Raw genomic sequence first — 24,493 nt, forward strand, 5'->3', positions numbered from 1 at the left:
TTTCTCTTGCCTTTTGACTTACAATCCTAGACGGATGCCTTTGCATGGATGTAGCACGATGACGACCCCGATAGAGAAAAAACTCACCATCCAGATCCGGGTTGAACCGGGTTGCCTCGGGCCGGATGGCAAGGAGCACATAGAGACCTTCTGTGCCGCCGCCGCCAAGATGTTTGCCGCCGTGGAGCCCGAGCTGGTGAGCTGGGTGCTGATCCCCCGCTACGACAAGCAACTGCCGGAGCAGGAGTTCTTTATCGAGGGGCGCAAGCTAACCGAAGAGCAGGCAAGCCTCTTTCTGCGCCGCTTCGGCCGCGAGCTGGGTGAGTTACAAGACCGGCTCGACTCGGTGCTGGCCCAGCTGGTCGAACGCTACTTCAAAACCCTGTAAGCCCCCAATTTTCGATAAAAGGTTCTCTGCTGAGAACCTTTTCTCATGCTCAAAAAGCAAACGTTTGAATTTTTGCTCTATTCATTGATCTGCTTCGCAGATCCGGGGTTTGTAAACGGCGCCGCCTGTGTAAAAATGTGCGCGCTGTCACGGTATCAGGACGAGTCTGGTTACTTAACCGCCAGAAACAGGGCAATTTACCCCGCATGGATGGGATAGCCCGTTCCCCTGCTGCTTATTTCACGTCACCTATTGGAATCCAACATGAATCAACAACACCAAGCTGCCAATCAGGCTGCCGGGCAAGGATTGCTTGAGCGCCTGTTTGCCCTGCAAGGCCATGGCACTAACGCCCGCACCGAGGTGATCGCCGGTATCACCACCTTCCTGACCATGGTCTACATCGTGTTCGTCAACCCGCAGATCCTCTCTGCGGCGGGCATGGACACCCAGGCCGTGTTCGTCACCACCTGCCTCATCGCCGGTATCGGCAGCATCCTGATGGGCCTGTTGGCCAACCTGCCGATCGCGCTGGCCCCCGCCATGGGCCTCAATGCCTTCTTCGCCTTCGTGGTGGTTGCAGGTATGGGCTACTCCTGGCAAGTGGGTATGGGCACCATCTTCTGGGGCGCCATGGGTCTGTTGATCCTCACCCTGCTGCGGGTGCGTTATTGGCTGATCGGCAACATCCCGCTCACCCTGCGGGTTGGCATCACCGCCGGTATCGGTCTGCTGATCGCCCTGCTCGGCCTGCACAACGCCGGGATCGTCGTGGCCAGCCCCGCGACTATGGTGACCGTGGGCAATCTCACCTCCCTGCCCTGCCTGCTGGGTCTGCTCGGTTTCTTCCTGATCTGCATCTTCTCCGCCCGCGGCGTCCACTCCGCCGTGCTGATCGCCATCGTGGTCACTACCGGTCTGGGCTGGCTGTTTGGCGATGTCACCTTCAAGGGCTTTGTTTCCATGCCCCCCAGCATCGAGCCAGTGTTCGGCCAGCTGGATCTGATGGGCTCGCTCGATATCAGCCTCGCCGGGATTATATTCTCCTTTATGCTGGTCAACCTGTTCGACTCCTCCGGCACCCTGATCGGCGTCACCAACCGCGCCAAGCTGGCCGATGACAAGGGCCACTTCCCGCGCATGAAACAGGCGCTGATGGTCGATAGCGTCAGTTCCGTCGGCGGCGCCTTCATGGGCACCTCCTCGGTCACCGCCTTTATCGAGAGCAGCTCCGGCGTTGCCGTCGGCGGCCGTACCGGTCTGACTGCCATCGTGGTCGGCCTGCTGTTCCTGCTGGCGATCTTCTTCTCTCCGGTCGCCGCCATGGTGCCGGCCTACGCCGCCGCTGGCGCCCTTATCTATGTGGGTGTGCTGATGTGCTCCGAGCTGACCCGGGTGAAGTGGGAAGATCTGACCGAAGCGGTACCGGCCTTTATGACCGCGGTGATGATGCCGTTCAGCTTCTCCATCACCGAGGGGATCGCCGTGGGCTTTATCTCCTACTGCGTGATGAAGGCAGGCACCGGCCGCTGGCGCGAAATCAACCCCTGCGTGCTGGTGGTAGCCCTGCTGTTCGTGCTCAAGTTCGTCTGGGTCGACAGCCACTAAGCGGCACTCTGTCCCAATAAAAATGCCAGTCAGCTGACTGGCGTTTTTTTATCCAAAGCTTTTCGGCCTGTGCGCAGGCCATAAAAAAATCCGAAACCTGTGGTTTCGGATTTTTGCTATTCAGCATATGGCAGAGCGAGGTTATCCCCTCGCCTGCCACCTCGGCAGCACTTACTCGGCAGCCATGCGGGCTTCGATGTAAGCCAGTGCGCGGTCGATACGCGCCAGTACACGCTCTTTGCCCACCAGTGCCATCACGGCATCGATGGCAGGAGATTGGCCTAGGCCGGTGACGGCCACACGCAGCGGCATACCAACCTTGCCCATGCCCTGACCCAGCTCGGCGGCGGTCGCTTCAATCAGCTCGTGCAGCGCCTCGGTGGTCCAGCTCTCCAGGGCCGCCAGCTTGGTCTTGGCCAGAGCCAGCGGCTCGGCAGCGACGCCACGCAGGTGCTTCTTGGCAGCCGCTTCGTCGATCGCCTCAAAATCTTCGAACAGATAGCGACTCTGCGCGGCCATCTCGACCAGGGTGTTGCAGCGCTCGGCCAGCAGGGTGACTACCTCGGCCAGTGCCGGGCCATTGCTGGTGTCGATCTTCTGGTTTTCCATGTGCCAGGCCAGGTGCTTGGCCACATAGGCCGGATCCAGGCTGCGCATGTAGTGGTTGTTCAGCCACAAGAGCTTGTCGGTGTTGAAGGCAGAGGCGGACTTGGAGATGGCATCCAGGCTGAACAGCTTGATCATCTCTTCCAGGGTGAAGATCTCCTGATCGCCGTGGGACCAGCCCAGACGTACCAGATAGTTCAGCAGCGCTTCCGGCAGGTAGCCGTCATCGCGGTACTGCATCACGGAAACGGCACCGTGGCGCTTGGAGAGCTTGGCACCGTCATCACCCAGGATCATGGAGACGTGGGCAAACTCCGGCACCGGTGCGTTCAGCGCCTTGTAGATGTTGATCTGGCGCGGGGTGTTGTTGATGTGGTCTTCACCACGCACCACATGGGTGATCTCCATGTCCCAGTCATCGACCACTACGCAGAAGTTGTAGGTCGGCGCGCCGTCGGTACGGCGGATAATCAGATCGTCCAGCTCGGTGTTGGCGAACTCGATGCGGCCACGGACGTGGTCATCGAACACCACGGAACCTTCGGTCGGGTTGCGGAAGCGGATGACGTGCGGCGCATCGGCCGGGTGATCGTGGGCGTGGTCGCGGCACTTGCCGTCGTAACGGGGCTTCTCGCCGTTGGCCATCTGGCCTTCGCGCAGTGCTTCCAGACGCTCTTTGGAGCAGAAGCACTTGTAGGCGCGGCCATCAGCCAGCATCTCGTCGATCAGACCGTTGTAGCGATCGAAGCGCTTGGTCTGGTAGTAGGGGCCCTCATCCCAGTTCAGCTCCAGCCATTCCATGCCCTCAATGATGGCGTCGATCGCCTCCTGAGTGGAACGTTCCAGATCGGTATCCTCGATACGCAGCACGAACTCACCGCCCTGGTTCTTTGCAAACAACCAGGAATAGAGTGCGGTACGGGCACCGCCGACATGCAAAAAGCCGGTCGGGCTGGGAGCAAAACGGGTTTTGACTTTCATCTTTAAGCCTTGTGTAGAGGGCCTTGGGCCAATTCGTTAGAAAAAACCGTCGCATTTTAGCACCGACAATCACGGATGGGAAAACCATGACGCCATTGCGGACTAAAGTAGGGGATTAAATCTGTCGCCATTTGCATCTGTAGCCCGATATTTGAAGAGGATCGCAAAACAGAAGCCCCGTTTCCGATTTGCTATGCACAATGCTGGAGAGCTGCCTCCTCCGGTCGATACCCAGATAACGCTCACCACACTTCTCACGAACAAGGAAGAGACGATGCAGTTCCGTTCTATCCAGAATCGCATTCTAGTGATGGCCGGGATCGCCATGACCGCAGCCCTGGTCATCCTGATCCTGCTCAACCAATACTCCGGCCAACAGACCCAACAACTGACCATCAGCTCCAGCCGTGAAGCGCTGCAGCAGGAGGCATGGCAGAAGGTCAGCGCCAATGCCCGCGCCGAGGCGGCCACCATCACCCAGCTGCTGCAAAAAGGGCTCTCCTACACCCAGCAGATGGCCAGCGCCCTCGCCCTGCAACAACAGGGCAAACTGCCGCTGGATCGCCAGCAGGCCACCGACCTGCTCAAGGCACAACTGGCGTTGGAGCCCCAGCTTTATGGCGCCTTCGCCGGCTTCGAGCCCAACGGTTTCGACGGTCAGGATGCCAGCTTTGCTGGCCAGAGTGCGCTGGGCAGTGATGACAAGGGGCGCTTCGTGCCCTACTTCTATCGCGACAAGGATCAAATCGGTACCGATCTGCTGCTCTCCATCGAAAAAACCGACCCGGACGAATTCGGCAATCCCGCCAACGACTACTACGCCTGCCCGAAGCGGGAAGGACGCTCTTGCCTCATCGATCCCTTCAAGGTGGATATCAACGGTCAGCAGGTGCTGGTCAGCACCATCACCACCCCCATCATGGTGAATGGTCAGTTCAAGGGGATCGCAGCGCTCGATCTGGCGGTGGACTCCATCAGCCGTCAGGCCAAGAGCCTCAACAGCAACATCTATGACGGCCAGGGCGAAACCCTGATCGTCAGCGCCGCCGGTGTCATCACCGGCACCAGCGGCGATGCCAGCCTGCTCGGCAGCAGCGCAAGTAAGGTGCTGGGCAACCAGTGGCAGCAGTACCTGAAACCGGAAGTTCAGCGTCAGGAGCTGGACGAGTCATTCCGCATTTCCGTCCCCATCATGGTGCCGGGAATGAGCCGCAACTGGGCCATCATCGTCACCCTGCCCTACAAGGTGGTACTGGCGGGGGCCGATCAACTGGAAAGCCAGCTGAGCGACATGAACCAGGCAGCCATGACCCAGCAATTGGTGGGTGCCGTTATCGTACTGGTGCTGGCGCTGGCCACCATGCTGGTGATTGCCCGCAGTATCACTGGCCCCATTCGTCAGATGGTCAGCCTGGTGGATGACATCGCCGATGGGGAAGGGGATCTCACCAAGCGCCTCGCAACCCGCTCGGTGGATGAGCTGGGGGATCTCGCCAAGGGGATCAACCGCTTTATCGACAAGCTGCAAGGGCTGCTCGGGGATGTGCTCAAGACTGCCAGCGAGGTGAACCGCTACGCCGGTGATACCGATCGCATCGCTGGCCAGACCGACACCAACCTGCAGCATCATCAGGCCGAGATGGAGCAGATGCTGACCGCGGTGCAGGAGATGTCCTACGTCAGTCAGGAGGTCGCCACCCACGCCAACAACACCGCCGACTCGGCCAAACAGGCGCAAAGCGCCGCCGATCAGGGTAAGGAGCGCTTCCAGCAGGTGATCCAGTCTATGCACAAGGTCGCAGCAGAAGCCGGCAAAGGGGCAGAAGTGGTGGAAGGGCTGGCTCACGACAGCGCCCAGATCACCAGCATCCTCACCGTCATTCAGGGGATTGCCGATCAGACCAACCTGCTTGCCCTCAACGCCGCCATCGAGGCAGCGCGGGCCGGTGAGCAGGGACGCGGTTTCGCGGTGGTTGCCGACGAGGTGCGCAAACTGGCGGGCAACACCCAGCAGGCGGTACAGAACACCCAGGAGCTGATCGAGAAAATCCGCCTCAGCTCCACCAATGCAGTCAACGCCATCACCCAGAGCCAGCAGCTGACCCATCAGGCGGTGAGCGAAGCGGATCTGGCGGAAGAAGCGCTCGGCAGCATCTACCAGGCCATCTCCACCATCAACGACATGACCTATCAGATCGCCTCCGCCGCCGAAGAGCAGAGCTCTGTCTCAGAAACCGTCTCCGGCAACCTGTCAAAAACCAACGCACTGGCCAACGACATTGCTCAGGATGCGACCGAAACGGCCAAAGCCAGTCAGGCTTTGCGTCAGGCTGCCGACAAATTGCAGCAATTATTGGGTCAATTTCGTCTCAGTTGATAATTTTCCGCCTCAGGACTCTCCCCCTCGGGGGCGAGTCCGTTTACCATAGGCGACGAATTTGCCTGATGGCAGGCAATGTAGTGAGAGGTAAATGCCGTGCCCACCCCGGACCGTCGCCCACGAGGCCATAACAGACGAGCCCAGCAGCGTCGCCAAGACGAATCACAAGGATCCCTGCTCCATCGCATCAATGCCGCGACCCTGTCCCTGCGCCAACGTTTTGGCCAAGGGATGAGCAACCTCGGCCAACGTCGCCAGGATGCCAAAGCAGGCAAATTCAAGCTGTCCAGCCCGTTGCCCCACAAAAACACCATAGGTCTGCTGATCCTGATCCCGCTCTGGTTGCTGGTACTGGCCTGGGAGCCGGCACCATCCGCTCCCAAAGCAGCCCCTTCCGGCTCGCTGGAAGTGCCGCTGGCCGTACCTGCTCAAGCTCTAACTGTCGGCAGTGGCGCGGCAGGCGGTGCGCCCGTGGCAGCCAAGCCGGTCGAAGAGAAGGTCAACGGCACCTGGCTGCAACACGATGTGCAGGCGGGTGAGACCCTCTACTCCATCTGGCGTAAATTCGAGTTGCCGGGTGCCGAGCTGAGCCGCCTGATCGCCATCGAGGGGCCGGATCGCCCCCTGACCCGCCTGCAATCGGGCCGCTCTATCTTCATCCTGGTGGACGACACCCGCCGCATCCAGCGGGTGGAGATCCGCTCCTACGGTCAGGCAGTCTACCGCTACGACCGGCAAGGCGAAGGGTTCGCCCTCAAGGAATAATAAAAACGGGAGGCGCTGGCCTCCCGTTTTTTTCAGTCAAATATCTTCAAATAAGCTACTGACTTCACAATATTTTTAGCTTGTTCAAAAAACGAAAGGGGTCAAATTGACAAGGATCGGCGCTAACGTACAATCGTTTGTGCTTTAGACAGGGATTGTTCTACGTGCTACTGGGACAAAGAGACGTGGTCAGTCATGAGCCAACCCCTGCTTGCAAGGCAAATGCAGCCCAGCACGGGCTTAGTTTCATTTTGTTATTGATAGGATTTAGCACATGTCTGACATTCGCACCGGCCAGGTAAAATGGTTCAACGAAACCAAGGGTTTTGGCTTTATTGAACAATCCCAGGGTCCGGACGTATTCGTTCACTTCTCCTCCATCCAGAGCACCGGTTTCAAAACCCTGGCTGAAGGTCAAAAAGTCCAGTTCACTGTGACCCAGGGTAAAAAAGGCCCTCAGGCTGAAAACGTTACTCTGGTCTAAGCCCGCGCCAGTGAATCATGCAGGAGGAGCCAAGGCCCCTCCTCTTTTTTGCCCGCAATTCTCGCCTCCCACCACCTGTTACAACCGCTTGCCTCGTACAATCCGCACCATGAGCCCACATCCCCTTACTGTTGGCAGGAGGTGGTAGAGACGCGCCTAGTAAACGCCAGATACAACAAAACATCGCAGCGCGATGTGAAGGGCAATTCAAAGGGATTATGAAAACTTCGAAGAGAGATTGGAGCGGGAAACGAGACTCGAACTCGCGACCCCGACCTTGGCAAGGTCGTGCTCTACCAACTGAGCTATTCCCGCAACAGAATGTCATTTACAAGTGATTGGAGCGGGAAACGAGACTCGAACTCGCGACCCCGACCTTGGCAAGGTCGTGCTCTACCAACTGAGCTATTCCCGCAACGGAATGTCACTTACAAATGTTTGGAGCGGGAAACGAGACTCGAACTCGCGACCCCGACCTTGGCAAGGTCGTGCTCTACCAACTGAGCTATTCCCGCAACAGAATGTCATCTGCAAGTGATTGGAGCGGGAAACGAGACTCGAACTCGCGACCCCGACCTTGGCAAGGTCGTGCTCTACCAACTGAGCTATTCCCGCATCGGAATATCACTTACAAATTTTTTGGAGCGGGAAACGAGACTCGAACTCGCGACCCCGACCTTGGCAAGGTCGTGCTCTACCAACTGAGCTATTCCCGCAACAATTTGGTTGTCTTTAGGCTGGCTGATGATTGGAGCGGGAAACGAGACTCGAACTCGCGACCCCGACCTTGGCAAGGTCGTGCTCTACCAACTGAGCTATTCCCGCATCGGGCTGGTTTGCACCAGTGTCATCATCAGATTTTTGGAGCGGGAAACGAGACTCGAACTCGCGACCCCGACCTTGGCAAGGTCGTGCTCTACCAACTGAGCTATTCCCGCAACTACCTTAAAACAGGCCGTACAGCATTTGGTTGCTTGCGCTACTGTACGGGAGCCGAATTATAAGAGCAGTCATTCCAATTGCAAGGGCTTTTTTGTCTGGTTGCGCGCGTTCGCTCAAAAGCTGGCCGAACTGTCGATTTTAGCAGCCAGAGTATGACAAACCCTTGCCGGGGAATCAGATCTTAAAGACGTGGCTGCGATAGAACTGCAGCTCGGCGATAGATTCACGGATGTCGTCCAGCGCCTGATGGGTACCGCTCTTCTTGAACTGATCCAGCAACTCCGGCTGCCAGCGGCGTACCAGCTCCTTGATGGTGCTGACGTCGACGTTGCGGTAGTGAAAGAAGGCTTCCAGCTCGGCCATGTGCTTGACCATGAAGCGGCGATCCTGACCGATGCTGTTGCCGCACAGCGGGCTGGTTCGCTCCGGCACCCACTGACGAATGAACTCGAGGGTCTCGGCAACGGCTTTCGCCTCGTCGTGCTGGCTCGCCTTGACCCGGGCCACCAGACCGCTCTTGGTATGGGTGTTGACGTTCCACTCGTCCATCTTGGCCAGCTCTTCATCACTCTGATGAATGGCGATGACCGGCCCTTCGGCCAGTACGTTCAGATCCTTGTCGGTGACTATGGTGGCAATCTCCAGTACCACGTTCTCTTCGGGGTCAAGACCCGTCATCTCCATGTCGATCCATACCAGGTTCTGCGCGCTGACTGTCATGATTGCTCTCTCTATTGGGAGGAATGGCGGAATTTTGCCAATTTGCATGTATCATACTGGCTTTGGATCTGTTCATAAACTGGCGAATCGAGTGGCAAAGAAAGCAAAACTCAATCTGGGTCAACAAAGGCGCGTCCAGGCCAACCGCGAACGGCGGCTGCAAAAAGATCACACCACAGTGGTGGATGACACCCTGTTTGGCCCCGCCATCGAAGGGGTGGTGATCAGCCGTTTTGGTCAGCACGCAGACGTGGAAGCGGTCGATGGCACCATCCACCGCAGCAACCTGCGGCGCAGCAGCATCAGCAGTCTGGTCTGTGGCGACAAGGTGGTGTGGCGTCCCGGCCTCAATGCCGCGACAGCGGGCGTCATCGAGGCGGTGCATCCGCGCCACTCGGTACTGACCCGGCCGGACTTCTACGACGGGGTCAAACCCATCGCCGCCAATATCGACCAGATCATCATCGTCTCGGCGGTGATGCCCGAGTTCTCCACCAACATCGTCGACCGCTATCTGGTGGCCGCCGAGGATGTGGAGATCCGCCCCCTCATCGTGCTGAACAAGGTCGATATGCTCGATGATGTGGCCCGCGCGCGCATCGAGAGCCAGCTCGAAACCTATCGCAAACTCAATTACGAGGTGCTGCTGGTGAGCTGCGAGAGCGGCGAAGGGCTGGATGAGCTTAAAGCCGCACTGACCGACAAGATCAGCATCTTCGTCGGCCAGTCCGGGGTGGGCAAATCCTCGCTCACCAATGCCCTGATGCCGGGGCTGGATGTGCTCACCGGCGAGATATCCGAAAACTCGGGGCTCGGCCAGCACACCACCACCACGGCGCGGCTCTACCACTTCCCGAGCGGTGGCGATCTCATTGACTCCCCCGGGATCCGCGAGTTCGCCCTCTGGCATCTGGAGGCCGACCGCATCACCTGGTGCTTCGTCGAGTTTCGCGACTATCTGGGTGGCTGCAAGTTCCGCGACTGTACCCACAAGGACGATCCCGGCTGTGCCCTGCGCGCCGCGGTCGACGCGGGCGCTATCAGCGCCGATCGCTTCCACAACTATCACCGCATCCTGGAAACCATGCAGGAAGCCCGTCACGGTCGCCAGCAAGCGCGCCTGTGACCCTAATAAACCTACGTTGATGATGAACATGAGCATTACTGACAACCTGAAAATTGCCGGTCAATACTGTCTGCCCAAGCACGCCCTCTCCCGTCTGATCGGCAAGTTTGCCGCCGCCGAAGCGGGCAACATCACCACCAAGGTGATCGAGGCTTTTATCAAGCAGTATCAGGTCGACATGAGCGAGGCGCTGCACGAGAGCCCGGCCCACTACAAGAGCTTCAACGAGTTCTTCACTCGCGAGCTCAAGCCCGGTATCCGTCCCGTGGTAGAAGATGCCATGACCCTGGCGCTGCCGGTGGATGGCACCGTCAGCCAGCTCGGTCCGATCCAGCAAGGTCGCATCATTCAGGCCAAGGGCCACGACTACAGCGCTCGCGAGCTGCTGGGCGGCTATGAGGATCTGGTTACGCCGTTCAAGGATGGCGACTTCGCCACCATCTATCTGGCGCCCAAGGATTACCACCGCATCCACATGCCGCTGGACGGCGTGCTGGAGAGCATGGTGTTCGTGCCGGGGGATCTCTTCTCCGTCAACCCGCTCACCGCCGAGAACGTGCCCAACCTGTTTGCCCGCAACGAGCGGGTGGTCGCCACCTTCCGCACCCCGCACGGCCCCATGGCGCTGGTGCTGGTCGGTGCCACGATCGTGGCCAGCATCGAGACCATCTGGGCCGGCAACATTGCGCCGACCAAAGAGAAGAAGGTGGTGCGCTGGGACTACACCGGCGACGAAGCCATTACCCTGCAGAAAGGCGCCGAGATGGGCCTGTTCAAGCTGGGCAGCACCGTGGTCTGCCTGTTTGGCCCGGGCATGCTGGCCGGTTTCGAACCCCATCTGGCCAATGGCGTCACCACCCGCATGGGCCAGCCCTTTGCCAAGCTGGCGGAGCAGGCATGAGCGAGCAACCGAATGCCTCGCAGAAAAACAACCCGCTGCACGGGCTGACGCTGGAAGCCATCGTCACCGCACTGGTCGAGCACTATGGCTGGGAAGAGCTGGGGCAGCAGATCAATATCCGCTGCTTCACCGATAATCCCAGCATCAAGTCCAGCCTGAAGTTCTTGCGCAAGACCCCCTGGGCTCGGGAGAAGGTCGAAAGCCTCTACCTCTACGTCCAGCGCAAGCAAGCCAAATCGAAGAAGGAAGGGCAAGATGGCCTTTAAGATTACGTACACCTATAAAAAACAGGCCAAAGAGATCGGCTACGCGAACGACAAGTTCCGCAGCATCTACGACGCCGTCGCCGCTGCTGAAGGGCTGGATCTCACCAGTTTTCACACCATGGAGGCCCAGCTGGCTCAGGTGTGCCGGCGCGACAAGAAAAGCGTGAAGGATTATCAGGAGAACTACTTCAAAGAGTTGGGATTCTCCAACATCGTCATCGAACGGGATCTGCAGGAGTAACCATGCGCACCTTGACCCTGATGGCCGCCTCTCTGCTGCTGGCGGCATGCAGTACACCGGAACAACATCTGGTTGGCAGCGATCGCGACAGCCACGGCTGTATCGGCAGTGCGGGCTATCAGTGGTCAGCACTGACTGGCAAATGTGTGCGCCTGTTTGAGCAGGGTATCCGGCTCAATCCGACCGATGCCAGCCAGACCAGCAGCGCCTTCGTGCTGTTCAATGCAGACCAGACGCAGGCCGAACTGCATCTACCAAGCGGCGAGCAGCACCTGCTGACCCGTCAAGGTGCGGAGGGCAACTGGTCGTGGCAGGGTAGCGGCTACACCCTCTTCCCCTGGAAGGGCTATGTGCTCAAATCCGGTGACAAGGTGCTCTATCAGGGGGAGTAACCCGAGCGCCTGATATCTTCCCGATATCCGCCAAATAAAATGCCGACCCAAGTGGTCGGCATTTTTGTATGTGAAACAGACTGTTATCAGGCGCGGCTGAGGTAATCGGCCTGCCCTACCCACTTGTAGCTGGTGAGCTCGGTCAACCCCATGGGGCCACGGGCATGCAGCATCTGGGTCGACACCGCCACTTCAGCGCCCAGACCAAACTGGCCACCATCAGTGAAACGGGTGGAGGCGTTGACATAGACAGCCGCCGAACCGGCCCCGTTGACAAAACGCTCGGCGTTGGCCAGATCGTTGGTCAGGATGGCATCGGAGTGACCGGCGTTGTGCTCGCGCATATGGGCCAGTGCCTCGTTCACATCCGCCACCAACTTGACCCCCAGGGTCAGCCCGAGCCACTCGGTATCGAAATCCTCCGGCCCCGCCTCGCACAGGTTGTCGGCGCCCGCCAGCAGCGTCATGGCGTTGGGCGCGGCCACCAGCGTCACCTTGCGCTCGTTCATCAGCGTCACCAGCTGCGGCAGGAAGGTGGCAGCCACCTTCTCGTGCACCAGCAGGGTATCGAGGGCATTGCAGGCGGAGGGGCGTTGCACCTTGGCGTTGTCGATGACCGCCAGAGAGCGCACCAGATCGGCACTCTCGTCGACGAAAATATGGCTGATACCGAACCCGCCGATGATGACCGGAATCGAGCTGTTCTCCTTGCACATCTTGTGCAAGCCGGCACCACCGCGGGGAATGATCATGTCCACATAGCGGTCGAGGCGCAGCAACTCGCCGACCAGCGCCCGATCCGGGTTGTCGATGTACTGCACCGCCGCCTCGGGCAGACCGGAGGCCGCCAAGGCATGCTGGATCACCCGCACCAGCTCCAGATTGGAGTGGAAGGTCTCGCGCCCGCCACGCAATATGCTGGCGTTGCCAGTCTTGAGGCAAAGGCTGGCGATATCGATGGTGACGTTGGGGCGCGCCTCGTAGATGACGCCGATAACCCCGATGGGCACCCGACGACGAGAGAGCCGCAGGCCATTTTCCAGCACCCGGCTATCCATTTCGGCGCCGACCGGATCATCCAGAGTAATTACCTTGCGCACATCCGCCACGATACCGGCCAGCCGGGCCGGATTGAGTAGCAGGCGATCCAGCATGGCTTCTGACAAGCCTGCCTCACGGCCGGCGGCGATATCTTTCGCATTGGCGGCGAGGATCTGCTCACTGCGCGCCTCCAGCTCGTCGGCGATGGCGGCCAGCGCCCGATTCTTCTGCGCCGTGCTGATGGTAGCCAGCTGATAGGCGGCTTCTCGGGCCGCCTGCCCCATTTTCTCCAGACTCATCTCATTTCCCTTTGTTCATGCTGTGCCGCCCTGATTAGAGCAGCACCATATCGTCTCGATGGATGGCTACTGAACCATATCCATAGCCCAGTACCTGCTCAATCTGATCCGAGTGGACGCCGCGCAGTTTATCCAGCTCCAGATGGTCGTAACGGCAGATACCGCGCGCCAACTCGGCGCCTTTGGGATCAAGAATACGCACCACATCGCCCCGAATGAAATCGCCCTTGACTGCCACAATCCCCTTGGGCAGCAGGCTGGAGCCTTTCTCCTTCATGGCGGCCACTGCGCCCGGATCCACATGCACTTCGCCGTGAGGAGGTGGGCCTGCCAGGATCCAGCTCTTGCGTCCTTCCAGCGGGGACGCCAGCGCGGGAAACAGGGTGCCAATCCGCTCCCCCTTGGCAAGACGGCCAATCACCTCCGGCATCTGGCCGGTCGCGATCACCACGTTGACACCAGCTCGACGGGCCACATCGGCGGCCTGCAGCTTGGTAGCCATGCCGCCGGTGCCAAGGCCGCTGACACTGTCACCCGCCAACGAGCGCAGGGTATCGTCGATGGTCTGCACCTCTTCAATGAGCTGGGCATCGGGATTGGTACGCGGATCGGCGGTAAACAGCCCCTTCTGGTCTGTCAGCAGGATCAGCAGATCCGCATCCGCCAGAATGGCGGCCCGTGCGGAGAGGTTGTCGTTGTCGCCGACCTTGATCTCGGCGGTCGCCACCGCATCGTTTTCGTTGATGACCGGAATAATGCGGTGATCAAGCAGGGTGCGCATGGTGTCGCGGGCGTTGAGGTAGCGCTCCCGATCTTCCAGATCGGCGCGGGTCAGCAGCATCTGGCCGATATGCAGACCGTAGAGGTTGAACAGATCTTGCCATACCCGAATAAGCTGGGTCTGACCAACCGCCGCCAGCATCTGCTTGTTGGGCAGGGTTGGCGCCAGTGGCGGGTGACCCAGATGTTCACGCCCGGCGGCGATAGCCCCTGATGTGACGACCACGACCCTGTGGCCGTGACGGTGCAAGGCCGCACACTGTCTGACCAGCTCTACCATATGGGCACGATTGAGCTGGGAAGACCCCCCTGTGAGCACGCTGGTGCCCAACTTGACAACTATGGTTCTGTTTTCCATGGGAGCATAAAGGCTAAAAAGTAAGGAATATCTTTATACCCACGGCCATGGAGCCCTGCAAGGCAATTAACGCCGGAGGGAGGAGATGTGGCAAAGGCTCGGATGATTGCGGGCGGAAGGGAAGATGGCTGACTGATGGCCCGGCAAACAGCGGGATGCTGCTCGCCGGGCATCAGGGATCAAGCCGCGGTCACGGTCAACTCATTGGTGACCTGATCCGCTGGCGCTAACTGGCACTCCAGTGCCGTCAGTTTGTCGCTGATGAGCTTGTAGAAACGGTTGAGGGTCCGTTCCACTTCTACCTGGTGCTTCTTGGGGATCGGCTTGTCCAGCCACTCACCATCAGCATTGTAGAAACCGAGCTGATAGTGGTAACGGAAGTGGTGATCGTCCTGCTCCAGTACCAGCCACCAGCCCCAGAACTCCCGCTTGTCCGGCGCCGGCTTGGCACTGACACAGACCGACAGGCAGTCGAAACGATAACGCCCCTCTTCGCAGAGATCTTCGCGCAAATAGGGGCCAATGGCAGCAAACTGCCTCAGCAGTCGCTTGTAGGTCACTCTTTCAGACATGTTAACCTCCCTGTTAAACAAGCCGCGCCACCTCGGGATGGCGTCAGTTCTTTAGCGCAATGTCAGGTACACAAATGCTGTTTCAGCCACTCGACGATTTCGTCCAGCGCCTTGTCATACACCTCCAGCAAAGGCTGTTTGTCGAATACGATGGCCTTGCCGTTACGACTGGCCGCCGCCAATGCCCGTACATCCTGCTCGGGACAAATAAAATCTCGCTTGTGTCCAATACTCAATATCGGCACTGAGGTGCGAGTCCCCAGTAATCCTTGCGTTTTAAGTGAAAAAACCTGGCACTTGGTGCGCATGCCGTCCCACTGCGCCGCATCCGCCCCCAACCGGTTGGCCAGACTATCCCGCATCATGCGCGGGCACTTGGCAAACAGCTCCTGATTGGTAAACACCTGATTGACCCCGGCGCCGACACAGACCACGGTGCGCAGCTTGAACGGTTCGATAAAGGCCAGTCTGGCCGCGATATTGCCCGCCAGACGCATCCCCACCATGGCGATACGCTGATGATCGACCCAGGCCACTTCGGAGAGGTAATGGAGCACCGCCTGATGGAGGCGGCTGGTATCCTGCACCAGCGGCCAATGCTCGGCATAGCCGACCCCGGGCATATCGAGGGAGAGCATGCCGATGCCGTTGGGCTCGAGCCGTTTGAGATAGAAGTTGAGGAAATCGAGCTGCAGGGAGTCGATCCCGCCGCTGATGATCACCAGCGGCACCGGTTTTTCGGTCGTCGGCAGGTGGAGATAACCCTGAATATGCTTGCCGCGAAAAGGCACCTGGATCTCTTTGAGCGGCACCTTGAACAGGCGACCCGCCTCGCGATAGGCCATGTTGCCAAGCAGCTGGGCCTGATCCGCCAGCTCGTCATCCTTGAGATGGGGATAGCTGGCGATGGAGTAGTAGCGCACCGCCTTGAGCAGCTGTTTCAAGGCGCCAGAAGGATCACCCTTCTCGCGCAGTTCGCGGCCCTGCTTGAAATAGTTGCCAGCCACCTGGCTCCACTCGTAGATCCAGTTGCCGGGCACATAGCCCTTGATGGTATCGAGATAGCAGTCATGGGTACGCTCGCCGGTCGCCATGGCGATACGGGCCAGGGTCTGCTCCACTTCGATGGGATCAGCACCCTGCCAGGTCCAGGAGGGGCGACGCAGCAAGCGATACCAGCTCTTTGACATGGAGCCGTCGATAAACATCTCGTCTGACTCGGCTTGCGCCAGATCAGCCGCACTGGAGTTGGAGATCTCGGATGTTTCCAATACCTTCTTGACGCGGGTAAAGAGCTGTTCGGTCAGGTTTAGGTCTTCGTTCAAGTCCAAGATAGTATCCCATTCATATCAGGCAATAGCTCATCTTAACCACTTTTACTGCCCATCAGCCACCCTGCAACAGATTGATACACAAAAAAACAGGGCTCCAAATTGGAGCCCTGTGAAACCATTATTGCCGGTTGCGACCAATGGACGCAGCGAGCGTCACATCCCGATCCCGTTACTTTTCATCGCAGATCGGTGTGGCGAACTCCAGTGCCATATCCCACGGCTGTTCGATCCAGGTATCCTGCGGGATCGCCACTTCGAAATCGTCCAACAGCGCTTCGCCCATCGGCTTGGCGAAGATCGCGATGAACTTGGCTTTCGGGTAGAGCTCGCGGATCGCCTTGGCGGTAGTGCCGGTGTCGACCAGATCTTCCACCACCAGCCAGCCTTCGCCGTCACCAGCGGTGGTGGCAGCCTTCACGACCACCAGCTCGCGCTGGCTGTCATGGTCATAGCTGGAGATGCAGAGGGTTTCCACATTACGAATGCCAAGTTCACGGGCCATCAGGGCTGCGGGCACCAGGCCACCACGGCTGACCGCGATGATACCTTTCCACTGGCTGACAGGCAGCTGACGACGGGCCAGACGGCGAGCTTCACGTTGCAGGTTGTCCCACGACACATAGAACTTTTTCGGCATGTTATCTATCTCGAATAGTTATTTAAAAACAATCACTTAAAATAACAACACCCGCAATTATCCCTGCGGATGCCAGTAAATGGCGGCCCTTGCCCGACTGAATTCAGATTGCACTTCGGCTGCCTCAGGGCTAAGCCTCGGCAGCAAATCTGATAACAATGGAAGCAAGATGGGCTTATCCGGCGATCGGTTAGATGATGTGTCCAAACCGCGAACAGGCTGTTGGGCCGATATGATAGCACCGTTTGCAGAGAAAATGCCTGGCAAACGTATGCCAAAAACAGGAAAAATCGGCATCACCCTCTCCATTCGGCACATCTCGAGCGCCAAACGACTAACCTTCCGTCCCTGCTGCCGAGTCCTAATGGGCTGTGCGGCAAATCGCAGATAAAAAAATAGCAGGGGGAGGATTTACCTCACGCACCTGCTGCTTTCTCGCCTCGCCTGGTTGGGCAGCTCGTCTTAGCGACGAGTGACGAAGGGGTTAGGGTAGCTGAAACCCTGGGTATACAAAGAGGGGGCAAACCAATAGGTTGAGTTGCTGCCTGGCATATTGAAACTCCTGATTGCTTAACAAGTTACGTACCTTTAATGCGGGCTCAAATCCTTGAACGAACACTCGGTTCCATGGAGGCGCACTTGCTTTGCTTCGGTTCCCTGGAGGCTTTCATCGTCATCCTGACGGGTGGCGAACCACGGGAGCTAATTTACCAGTCGGTGCGTTAAATTCAATATTTTTGTGAGATCGGTCACACATTTTCTTTTCTATCGGTCAGCGTCGTCCGAACCTGACGATCGTACTGCCTGGTTGCCATCAGCCAGCACACGCTGCCTGCGATTTGCGCTGATTGCTCACATTTTTGTGTGATTGACTGTATTATCGTTATCCTCTTCCCCGGCCCGCTGATGGGGCCCTGTTAATTCCGTGCTGGTAAGGAGTCCCGACGTGGCACAGCTTAGCTCTCTCTCTCCCAAACTGATTTGGCATTTCTTCGAACAGATCTGCTCCATCCCACACCCTTCCAAACATGAAGCCAAACTGAGCGCCTGGATCATCCAATGGGCTCAAGGGGAAGGTCTGACGGTCAAGCAGGACAAGGTCGGCAACATCATCATCAAGAAACCGGCCACCCCGGGGATGGAAAACCGCAAAGCCGTGGTACTGCAAGCTCACATCGACATGGTGCCGCAGGCCAACGCCGACACCAAACACGACTTCGCGACCGATCCCATCGATGCCTATGTCGATGGCGAGTGGGTCACGGCCCGTGGCACCACGCTGGGTGCCGACAACGGCATAGGCATGGCCGGTTGCCTGGCAGTGCTGGCTGACAAGACCATCAAACACGGTCCGCTGGAAGTGCTGCTGACCACCGACGAAGAGACCGGCATGACCGGCGCATTCGGTCTGGAAGCCGGCTGGTTGGAGGGCGAAATTCTGCTCAACACCGACTCCGAAGAGGATGGCGAAGTCTATATGGGCTGCGCTGGCGGTGTGGATGCCAATATCCGCTTCCCGCTCGAGCTGGTTGACGCCAGCGAAGGCGAAGCGTTCGAGCTGGCCGTGAAAGGGCTGCGTGGCGGTCACTCCGGTTGCGATATCCATCGCGGTCGTGGCAACGCCAACAAGCTGCTGGTGCGTCTGCTCAAAGCAGCCGAGCCGCTGGGTGTTCGTCTGGCCGAGATCCACGGCGGCACTCTGCGCAACGCCATCCCGCGCGAAGCCCGTGCCACCCTGCTGGTGCCCGCTGCCAGCGTAAACGAGTTCAAGGCGCTGGTTGACCGCTACACCGGGATCTACCAGACCGAACTGGCCGCCACCGAGCCGAACCTGACCGTGCTGGTCAACAACGCCGCCAAACCGGCCAAGTTGATGAGCGTCTCCCTGCAGCAGCGCCTGCTGGATGCCCTGATGGCCTGCCCGAACGGCGTGATGCGCATGAGCGATGCCATGCCCGGCGTGACCGAAACCTCTACCAACCTGGGGGTCATCAAGACTCAGGATGGCGAAGTGTACGTCCAGTGCCTGATCCGCTCCCTGATTGACTCCGGCCGCGAGAGCATCGAGCAGATGACCCGCTCCCTGTTCACCTTGGCAGGCGCCAGCTGCGAATTCACCGGGGCCTATCCGGGTTGGGCGCCGAACGTGGACTCCCCCGTCATGGCGCTGGTACGCAACAGCTACCAGACCCTGTTTGGCACCATGCCCAACGTCATGGTGATCCACGCCGGCCTCGAGTGCGGTCTGTTCAAGAGCGCCTATCCGGAGTGGGACATGGTCTCCTTCGGCCCGACCATCCGCGGTGCCCACTCCCCTGACGAGAAGGTACATATCCCGGCGGTCGAACGTTTCTGGCAACTGCTGGTGCACGTGCTGGAAGCGATTCCGGCCAAATAACCCGGCCTGCGCCACACGGCAAAACAAAGCCCCGCACTGCTGCGGGGCTTTTTATTGTCTGTTACAGCCAGATTTTGGCGCTTAACGGATGCCGCGGGCCTCGCGGATCCACTCCCAGGCTTGCTGGATCTCCTGGGTCTTCTCCTTGGCCATCTCCATCATCTCCGGCGGCAACCCCTTGGCGGCCAGCTTGTCCGGGTGATGTTTGCTCATCTCCTTGCGGTAGGCGCGCTTGATATCCTGATCGCTGTCGCTCTCGCTCACCCCCAGCAGCTGGTAGGCATTCTTGAGGCGCTCCGCAGAGGGTGCCGCCTGCCGATACTGCTGGCCACCGGAATGGCCCCCCTGATACTGGCCATGGGCCTGATTGAAGAAGTTCATCTGCGCTTCGGCCATTGCCAGAATGCGAGCCAGCTCGATGCGGCTGAAACCCAGCTCGTCGGCAATGGTGTGCAGAATGGCGCGCTCGCCCTCCTCTACCCGACCATCTGCAAAGGCCGCCTGCAACTGCACTTCGAGGAAGAAGCGCAGAATATCGCGCTGCCCCAGACTGGCACGGCGGAACTCGGCCAGGGTTTCGCGCAGCGGGAAGTCAGCCTCCTTACCGAGACGAAACGACTCCTGCGCCCGGGCACGCTGTTCGCCCGCCAGCCGCATACGATCCATCAGGTTGGAAGCAACCCGGATCTCCTGTTCGGTCACCTGACCGCTTGACTTGGCGATGTGACCCATCACCGAGAAAGTGGCATGGAAGAAGACGGCTTGCTGCTCCTGACTCGGACCGCGACGAAACGCCCCCTGCAGCCCCATGCCACGGTCGAAACGGTGGCCGATCCAGAGGCCAATCAGGGCGCCGATGATATTGCCGAGCAGAAAACCGAAGAAGGCGCCCAGCACCTTACCCCAAATACGCATGGTTCAAGACCTCTTGAAGTTAATGAGTGCGGGCCTGGAGCTGGTCATCCAGCTCGCGCAGACGGTCGACCGTGCCGATATCGCGCCACTCGCCAGCGAGCAGGCTGCCGCCCACCCGCCCTTGCGCCATCCAGTCACGGAGCAGGGGCGCCAGTTTGCGGGCACCGCCCGCGAGACCGGCAAAGGCCGCCGGATCATATAGTCCGACCCCGCTGAAGGTAAACGCTGGCGTATCCACGACTCGCCCTTCTTGCAGGGCAAAGTCCCCGTTCGGGTGCTGGGGCGGATTGGGCACCAGCCAAAGGTGGGCCAGATCCGTACCCAAGGGCTGAGTCACCAAGGTGTGATAATCGAGGTCGAGCCAGGTGTCGCCGTTGATCACCAAAAAGGGTTCAGAGCCCAGCAGCGGCAGCGCCTGCACAATGCCGCCCGCGGTCTCCAGTGCGCTCTCCTCGGCTGACCAGTGGATGGTCACGCCAAGCGCACTGCCATCACCAAGGCTCTCGACCAGCTTGTGGCCAAGCCAGGCGTGGTTGATCACCAGCTCGGTCACGCCAGCGGCTTTGAGTTTTTCGATGTGATGAACGATGAGCGGCTTGCCCCCCACCGCCAGCAGCGGCTTGGGCAGCAGGTCAGTCAGCGGGCGCATCCGCTCGCCACGGCCAGCGGCCAGGATCATCGCCTTCATGATTTAACTCCAGCATTGGCGATCCCCGGCAACACCACCTGCTCCAGCCACTGACCAAAACGGGCCAATACCGGATAGGCGCTACCGTGAGTGCGACAGACATCCACCACATAGCCGAGGGTACGGGGAATATCCTTGAGATAGCCGGACTTGCCGTCGCGATGATAGAGACGGGTAAAGATTCCGGCCGCTTTGAGGTGGCGCTGCATGCCGGTCAGGTCGGCATCACGACGGAAACTGGCATAATCGAGCTCGCCAAGCAGACCCGCCTGTTGCAGGGTGGCAAAGCCGTGGCGCATACCTTCATCGATCACCTCGTCAGGCCAGCGCACGTAACAATCTTTCAGCAGGGAAACCAGATCATAAGTGAGCGGCCCGATGACCATATCCTGAAAATCGATGATGGCGAGTTCGCTGCTATCAGGAGTGCCTCCGCCGCACACCATCAGGTTGCGACTGTGGAAGTCACGGTGCATGACCCCTTGCGGCTGAGCCAGATTGCAGGCGGTGAGGCAGGCGAAGGTCTCGTCCAGCAGTTGCTGCTCTTCATGGCTCAGGCGCAGTTGCAGATGATGGCCCAGCAGCCACTCGGGGAAAATGCTGTTTTCCCGCTCCATAAAAGCCGCATCGAAGGGTTCAAGCGCCAGTTCAACCGCCCCCAGGCGGGGCAGCAAATCAATCGCCTTGCCATACCAGGCCAGCACATTGTGCTCGTTCAGGCAGCTGATCAGCTGGGTATCGCCCAGGTCACTGACCGCCAGCAGACCCTGTTCGTAGTCCACCGCCTTCACCTCTGGCGCCAACAGCTGACGCGCCTGCAAGGCGGCCGCGTTACGAACAAACTCATGATTTTTTTCGGTTTTCGGATTGGCATCCACCCACACCAAACCACCACCACGAGAGTAGCGGCGGAAGCTGGCATCACCGGAAATGAGGGTCAACTGAAGATTGGCATCACCGGAAATACGGCGTGCCCACTGCAATAGCAGGGAATCGCGATCGTGCATAAGTAGAGGACCAAGGTGGAAAGCAGCACTTGGCTGTTAGCCCTGGCCGCAATAATGCTTTATCATTGCCGGCTAACATAAAGCAATGACATGCAATGTCAACTCGATGAAACCTGTCGTAAAATGCATGCCTTGGATCAACCGTATCTATCACGGATTGCACGAGTCTTTCACATGACAAAATGGACACTGGGGTACCGCTATCCCATCGCCCTGACTATCAGCCTGGCCCCCGCACTCACCCCTATGATGGTGCAGGCGGCCCCGTTCGAAGCGCCGCCAGCCACCGGCATTCTCGATAGTCTCTGCTATGACTATGTTCCCAAGATAGAGAAGCCTGCATCGGATCAGGATGCCAACGCGCAGCCGGTCGAGGTTGATGCCGACCGTCTCGAGGCCAAACAGGGCGGCACCGCCGTCTATGAAGGTGACGTCAAGGTTCGTCAGGGTGTTCGCAAGTTTGACTCCGACTATGCCCAACTCGACCAGAAGAGCCGGGATGTCATCGCCATCGGCAACATCTATTACAACGACGGTCAGGTGACCGTCACCAGCGACAAGACTCTCAAATCCAACCTGGATACCAAGAACTCCGAACTGGAAGAGGGCAAGTATCAGGTGCATGGCTCACCGGTGCGCGGCTTTGCCAAGCGCGTGGTGATGACCAACAACAACCAGAACATCACCATGGAGGGGGCCCAGTACACCACCTGTCCCCCCGGTCAGGAAGTGTGGACCCTCAAGGCGGGCAGCATCGACATCGACCAGAAAGAGGTGTTCGGCGAAGCCTGGAACGCCAGCCTCTGGCTCTATGACTACCCGGTGTTCTACTTCCCCTATATCAACTTCCCCATCAAGGATGAGCGGAAGACCGGTCTGCTCTACCCGGGTTACAAGCAAAGCTCCAGCAACGGCATGGATATCACCCAGCCCTTCTACTGGAACATTGCCCCCAACTATGATGCCACCATCACCTCCCGTTTTATGGATAAACGCGGCCTGATGGAACAGGTGGAGTTCCGCTACATGCCGGACCCCGCCCACACCGGCACCCTCTATTTTGAAAGCCTCAGGGATGACAAGCAGTATGATGCTGGCAACCCGAGCTTTACCAACCCTTCGACAGGGACTCCGTACCTCTCCGATGGGCATCGTTACCTGATGAACGTCCGTCACGGCTCCGCCCTGATGGATGGCAGCCTGCGTTTGGGCATCGACTACACCCAGGTGCGCGACAAGGACTACAACTATTTCAACGACTTCAGCCCGCAAGTGGGCACTCAGGTCGACAGCCAGTTGCAGCAATCCTTCACCGCCGGCTACTACCAGCACAACTGGAACCTCACCTCCGAGGTGCGCCGCTACCAGATCCTGAGTCCGTATGCGCAGCTGCCCCACGAGATGTTGCCGCGTATCGACTACAACTACTTCCAGCAGGGCAAGTGGTTCGATCTGGCCTGGAACAGCGAACTGACCAAGTTTGGCTATAACAGCGGCAGTGCCACCATCCAGCAAGCCGGTGAGCGCTATACAGCTACTCGCCTGCATCTGGCACCGACCCTGACTGTGCCCCTGGTGGATGCACCGGGTTACTACCTGACCAGTCAGTACAAACTGATGTTTACCTCTTACAACCAAGATGTTCCAAAACAACTTACTCAAGCCGATATCAATAACTTCGATCCGATAAGAAAACAGGGTGAAAATGGTCGTCAAGAAAATGTAGTTCTCAAAGACGGCACCATTACCCGCACTCTGCCGTCCTTCCGCCTCAAGGGAGGGATCAACTTTGATCGGCCGCTCGACTGGTATGATGGCAAGGGGACACAGACCCTGGAACCCGAGTTCCAGTACCTCTATATCCCTTATAAAAACCAGGACGAGATCGGGATCTACGACACCACTACCACCCGTCAGGATTACTACAGCCTGTTCAGTGATCGCCGCTTTGCCGGTCTTGACCGCATCAGCGATGCCAACCGGGTCACCGTTGGCCTGACCAGCCGGGTCTATGACAATGTGGGTGATGAACGGTTGCGTCTGGCAGTAGCCCAGGCCTTCGAAATGACGCCACCCAAGGTGCGCCTCTACCCTTCAAATCCGGAAAGCACCAACGCCCGCTCCCTGCTCTCGTTTGAGGGGGATGCACGGATCACCGATGAGTGGTTTGCCCACGCGGGGACCCAATACGATACCTCAGAGGGTGAATTTACAGCTGGCAATGGTGCGGTCGAGTACCGGACCGGCAAGCTGACCACTCAGGCCAACTACCGCTACATCAAGGATGGCAACCTAGACTATCGCTATCCGACCAACACGGCACTGGCAGAAGATCTGAGCCAGGCGGGTCTGGTGATGATGGCGCCGATCGCCGATCAGTGGCAGATGTATGGCGGTTACTACCGTGACATCAAGCAGGATGTGAACATTGACCGCAAGATCGGTGTCAAATACGACTCCTGCTGCTGGAGCATCAACATGAGCCTGGAGTGGCACAATCAGCCGGACAACGTCACCCTGAAGCCCACTTCGGAAAAAGTCATTGGTCTGCAGTTTGAAATGAAGGGACTTGGCAGCGTTGGTACCGGTGGCCGCAGCGTCACACTGGATACCGAGCTGTTGCCCTATGTTCGCCCGTTTAATCTGAAAGGCCAGCAATGATGC

22 protein-coding genes and 7 tRNA genes are annotated in these 24,493 nt (G+C 58.7%); 12 read left to right on the forward strand and 17 right to left on the reverse strand.

Annotated elements, in window-relative coordinates:
- Window positions 1-58: 58 nt before the first annotated feature.
- Both ACTG2T_RS05140 and ACTG2T_RS05145 read left to right on the forward strand, forming a co-directional pair.
- Window positions 59-388, forward strand: a complete 330-nt coding sequence (locus tag ACTG2T_RS05140; protein ID WP_330123980.1) for a hypothetical protein — start codon at window positions 59-61, stop codon at window positions 386-388.
- Between the two features lie 264 nt (window positions 389-652).
- The gene (locus ACTG2T_RS05145; RefSeq protein ID WP_139461203.1) at window positions 653-1,996 is read left to right on the forward strand and encodes an NCS2 family permease; all 1,344 of its coding nucleotides are present in this window, start codon (window positions 653-655) and stop codon (window positions 1,994-1,996) included.
- 171 nt (window positions 1,997-2,167) lie between these two features.
- Here the strand turns inward: ACTG2T_RS05145 and gltX are convergent, their stop codons facing one another.
- Window positions 2,168-3,583 (reverse strand): glutamate--tRNA ligase, encoded by a 1,416-nt coding sequence (gltX, locus tag ACTG2T_RS05150; RefSeq protein ID WP_330123979.1) that lies wholly within the window; start codon window positions 3,581-3,583, stop codon window positions 2,168-2,170.
- 274 nt (window positions 3,584-3,857) lie between these two features.
- Between gltX and ACTG2T_RS05155 the strand changes: the two genes are divergently transcribed.
- The 3 genes from ACTG2T_RS05155 to ACTG2T_RS05165 all read left to right on the forward strand — a co-directional run bounded on the left by ACTG2T_RS05155 (window position 3,858) and on the right by ACTG2T_RS05165 (window position 7,212).
- Window positions 3,858-5,960 (forward strand): methyl-accepting chemotaxis protein, encoded by a 2,103-nt coding sequence (locus ACTG2T_RS05155; RefSeq protein WP_330123978.1) that lies wholly within the window; start codon window positions 3,858-3,860, stop codon window positions 5,958-5,960.
- A 99-nt stretch (window positions 5,961-6,059) separates the two neighbouring features.
- A complete protein-coding gene (locus ACTG2T_RS05160) occupies window positions 6,060-6,728 on the forward strand; it encodes a LysM-like peptidoglycan-binding domain-containing protein (RefSeq protein ID WP_330123977.1) in 669 nt (222 codons plus the stop codon).
- A 274-nt stretch (window positions 6,729-7,002) separates the two neighbouring features.
- The gene (locus ACTG2T_RS05165; RefSeq protein WP_005338972.1) at window positions 7,003-7,212 is read left to right on the forward strand and encodes a cold-shock protein; all 210 of its coding nucleotides are present in this window, start codon (window positions 7,003-7,005) and stop codon (window positions 7,210-7,212) included.
- A 239-nt stretch (window positions 7,213-7,451) separates the two neighbouring features.
- Here ACTG2T_RS05165 and ACTG2T_RS05170 read toward each other — a convergent pair.
- The 8 genes from ACTG2T_RS05170 to orn all read right to left on the reverse strand — a co-directional run bounded on the left by ACTG2T_RS05170 (window position 7,452) and on the right by orn (window position 8,874).
- Window positions 7,452-7,527 (reverse strand) — tRNA-Gly (locus ACTG2T_RS05170).
- Window positions 7,528-7,551: 24 nt separating this feature from the next.
- Window positions 7,552-7,627: transfer RNA gene (locus tag ACTG2T_RS05175), tRNA-Gly, on the reverse strand.
- A 24-nt stretch (window positions 7,628-7,651) separates the two neighbouring features.
- Window positions 7,652-7,727, reverse strand: a tRNA-Gly gene (locus tag ACTG2T_RS05180).
- A gap of 24 nt (window positions 7,728-7,751) precedes the next feature.
- Window positions 7,752-7,827, reverse strand: a tRNA-Gly gene (locus ACTG2T_RS05185).
- Between the two features lie 25 nt (window positions 7,828-7,852).
- A tRNA-Gly gene (locus tag ACTG2T_RS05190) sits at window positions 7,853-7,928 on the reverse strand.
- A 33-nt stretch (window positions 7,929-7,961) separates the two neighbouring features.
- Window positions 7,962-8,037 (reverse strand) — tRNA-Gly (locus tag ACTG2T_RS05195).
- Window positions 8,038-8,074: 37 nt separating this feature from the next.
- A tRNA-Gly gene (locus ACTG2T_RS05200) sits at window positions 8,075-8,150 on the reverse strand.
- Window positions 8,151-8,328: 178 nt separating this feature from the next.
- A complete protein-coding gene (gene orn, locus ACTG2T_RS05205) occupies window positions 8,329-8,874 on the reverse strand; it encodes an oligoribonuclease (RefSeq protein WP_219277670.1) in 546 nt (181 codons plus the stop codon).
- A 91-nt stretch (window positions 8,875-8,965) separates the two neighbouring features.
- On the opposite strand from orn, the gene rsgA reads away from it, so the two are divergent.
- The 5 genes from rsgA to ACTG2T_RS05230 are packed head-to-tail and all read left to right on the forward strand — an operon-like array spanning window position 8,966 to window position 11,800.
- A complete protein-coding gene (gene rsgA / locus ACTG2T_RS05210) occupies window positions 8,966-10,000 on the forward strand; it encodes a small ribosomal subunit biogenesis GTPase RsgA (RefSeq protein ID WP_076492802.1) in 1,035 nt (344 codons plus the stop codon).
- A gap of 28 nt (window positions 10,001-10,028) precedes the next feature.
- A complete protein-coding gene (gene asd / locus ACTG2T_RS05215; RefSeq protein WP_330125486.1) occupies window positions 10,029-10,901 on the forward strand; it encodes an archaetidylserine decarboxylase in 873 nt (290 codons plus the stop codon).
- Window positions 10,898-11,167, forward strand: coding sequence for a VF530 family DNA-binding protein (locus tag ACTG2T_RS05220; protein WP_005349372.1), 270 nt, complete (start codon window positions 10,898-10,900; stop codon window positions 11,165-11,167). Before asd ends, ACTG2T_RS05220 begins: the two co-directional genes overlap by 4 nt.
- On the forward strand, window positions 11,157-11,408 hold the full coding sequence (locus ACTG2T_RS05225; RefSeq protein WP_330125487.1) for a DUF2960 domain-containing protein: 252 nt from the start codon (window positions 11,157-11,159) through the stop codon (window positions 11,406-11,408). Before ACTG2T_RS05220 ends, ACTG2T_RS05225 begins: the two co-directional genes overlap by 11 nt.
- Window positions 11,409-11,410: 2 nt before the next feature.
- Window positions 11,411-11,800: a hypothetical protein gene (locus ACTG2T_RS05230; RefSeq protein WP_330125488.1), complete on the forward strand. Its 390-nt coding sequence runs from the start codon at window positions 11,411-11,413 to the stop codon at window positions 11,798-11,800.
- 86 nt (window positions 11,801-11,886) lie between these two features.
- On the opposite strand, the gene ACTG2T_RS05235 is transcribed toward ACTG2T_RS05230, so the two are convergent.
- The 5 genes from ACTG2T_RS05235 to gpt all read right to left on the reverse strand — a co-directional run bounded on the left by ACTG2T_RS05235 (window position 11,887) and on the right by gpt (window position 16,821).
- Window positions 11,887-13,140: a glutamate-5-semialdehyde dehydrogenase gene (locus tag ACTG2T_RS05235; RefSeq protein WP_236372646.1), complete on the reverse strand. Its 1,254-nt coding sequence runs from the start codon at window positions 13,138-13,140 to the stop codon at window positions 11,887-11,889.
- Between the two features lie 34 nt (window positions 13,141-13,174).
- Entirely contained in the window at window positions 13,175-14,278 is a 1,104-nt protein-coding gene (proB, locus tag ACTG2T_RS05240; RefSeq protein ID WP_279497509.1) for a glutamate 5-kinase, read from the reverse strand.
- 179 nt (window positions 14,279-14,457) lie between these two features.
- The gene (gene crl, locus ACTG2T_RS05245) at window positions 14,458-14,850 is read right to left on the reverse strand and encodes a sigma factor-binding protein Crl (protein WP_005339003.1); all 393 of its coding nucleotides are present in this window, start codon (window positions 14,848-14,850) and stop codon (window positions 14,458-14,460) included.
- Between the two features lie 62 nt (window positions 14,851-14,912).
- A complete protein-coding gene (gene frsA / locus ACTG2T_RS05250) occupies window positions 14,913-16,181 on the reverse strand; it encodes an esterase FrsA (protein ID WP_005349360.1) in 1,269 nt (422 codons plus the stop codon).
- Window positions 16,182-16,353: 172 nt separating this feature from the next.
- Window positions 16,354-16,821: a xanthine phosphoribosyltransferase gene (gene gpt, locus ACTG2T_RS05255; RefSeq protein WP_005339007.1), complete on the reverse strand. Its 468-nt coding sequence runs from the start codon at window positions 16,819-16,821 to the stop codon at window positions 16,354-16,356.
- 946 nt (window positions 16,822-17,767) lie between these two features.
- Between gpt and ACTG2T_RS05260 the strand changes: the two genes are divergently transcribed.
- Entirely contained in the window at window positions 17,768-19,219 is a 1,452-nt protein-coding gene (locus ACTG2T_RS05260) for an aminoacyl-histidine dipeptidase (RefSeq protein ID WP_330125489.1), read from the forward strand.
- A gap of 81 nt (window positions 19,220-19,300) precedes the next feature.
- On the opposite strand, the gene djlA is transcribed toward ACTG2T_RS05260, so the two are convergent.
- From djlA to ACTG2T_RS05275, 3 genes are read right to left on the reverse strand one after another with little or no spacing between them, the layout of a single operon-like run.
- A complete protein-coding gene (djlA, locus tag ACTG2T_RS05265) occupies window positions 19,301-20,134 on the reverse strand; it encodes a co-chaperone DjlA (protein ID WP_021231926.1) in 834 nt (277 codons plus the stop codon).
- 19 nt (window positions 20,135-20,153) lie between these two features.
- A complete protein-coding gene (gene murU / locus ACTG2T_RS05270) occupies window positions 20,154-20,822 on the reverse strand; it encodes an N-acetylmuramate alpha-1-phosphate uridylyltransferase MurU (RefSeq protein WP_330125490.1) in 669 nt (222 codons plus the stop codon).
- A complete protein-coding gene (locus ACTG2T_RS05275) occupies window positions 20,819-21,829 on the reverse strand; it encodes an aminoglycoside phosphotransferase family protein (RefSeq protein WP_330125491.1) in 1,011 nt (336 codons plus the stop codon). Before ACTG2T_RS05275 ends, murU begins: the two co-directional genes overlap by 4 nt.
- Before the next feature lie 174 nt (window positions 21,830-22,003).
- On the opposite strand from ACTG2T_RS05275, the gene lptD reads away from it, so the two are divergent.
- The gene (gene lptD, locus ACTG2T_RS05280) at window positions 22,004-24,490 is read left to right on the forward strand and encodes an LPS assembly protein LptD (RefSeq protein WP_330125492.1); all 2,487 of its coding nucleotides are present in this window, start codon (window positions 22,004-22,006) and stop codon (window positions 24,488-24,490) included.
- The last annotated feature ends 3 nt before the right edge of the window (window positions 24,491-24,493 follow it).

The sequence above is a fragment of the Aeromonas sp. 75A genome, assembly GCF_051919425.1.
Lineage (GTDB): Bacteria > Pseudomonadota > Gammaproteobacteria > Enterobacterales > Aeromonadaceae > Aeromonas > Aeromonas veronii.